This is a genomic window from Amycolatopsis sp. SID8362 (assembly GCF_010550475.1).
GTDB classification, from domain to species: domain Bacteria; phylum Actinomycetota; class Actinomycetes; order Mycobacteriales; family Pseudonocardiaceae; genus Amycolatopsis; species Amycolatopsis eburnea.
Genome location: NZ_JAAGNB010001540.1, coordinates 1 through 1,016, shown reverse-complemented (window position 1 = coordinate 1,016; position 1,016 = coordinate 1). Strand labels below are relative to the sequence as shown.

General features: G+C 76.3%; 1 protein-coding gene. It reads right to left on the bottom strand.

The features are described from left to right. A partial coding sequence (locus tag G3I65_RS47355; protein ID WP_160701906.1) for a BTAD domain-containing putative transcriptional regulator occupies positions 1 to 1,016 on the bottom strand: 1,016 nt, incomplete at both ends.

Sequence of the window (1,016 nt, the reverse complement as noted above, 5' to 3'; positions counted from 1 at the left end):
CGCGGCCGCGATCCGCAGCGCCAGCGGCAGGTGCCCGCACAGCTCGGCCAGTTCCCCGGCCGCCGCCGGCTCGGCCGCCACCCGGCCTTCGCCGAGCACGCCGCCGAGCAGCGCCCGCGAGTCGGACTCGGTGAGCGCGCCGAGGCCGAGGGAGAACGCGCCGAACTCGGCGACCAGCCTGCCGAGCCGGTGGCGGCTGGTGATCAGCACGGTCCCGGTCGGCGGCAGCAGCGGCAGGACCTGCTCGGCGTCGCGGGCGTTGTCGAGCACGAGCAGCACCTGGCGGTCGGCGAGCAGCGAGCGGTAGAGCCCGGCCTGCGCGTCGACCTCCTCGGGGATCCGCCGCGGGTCGGCGCCGAGCGCGCGCAGCAGCTGGGCCAGCGCGACGGCCGGCTCCATCGGCTCGCGGTCGGCGTCGAACCCGCGCAGGTTGACGTACAGCTGCCCGTCCGGGAACCGCTCGCGGACGCGGTGCGCCCAGTGCAGCGCGAGCGCGGTCTTCCCGACGCCGGGGATGCCGTGCACGATCCAGACGTCGGAGGCGTAGGCGCCGGCCCGCGCGGCGAGCTGCCGGTCCAGCTGCGCCAGCTGCTCGGTCCGCCCGGCGAAACCCCGCACGTCCCGGGGCAGCTCGGCCGGCCGCGCCGGCACGACGACCTCGCCGACCGGCTCGTCGGCCTCGCCCTTGAGGACCTGCAGGTGCATCGCCCGCAGCCGCTCCCCGGGTTCGACGCCCAGCTCGGCGTCGAGGCGTTCGCGGGTCGCGGTGTAGACCTCCAGCGCCTCCGGCGTCCGGCCGGACCGCTGCAGCGCGAGCATCAGCTGTTCCTGCAGCCGTTCGCCGAAGGGGTATTCGTCGACGAAGTGGCGCAGCTCCCGCACCACGTGCGTGTGCCGGCCGGTGGCGAGCTCGGCGTCGAAGAGCACTTCGAGCGCGGTCATCCGCTGTTCGGCGAGGAGCTGGCCGCTGCGCCGCACGAGCACGTCGGTGACCCCGCCCAGCGGCGGTCCCTGCC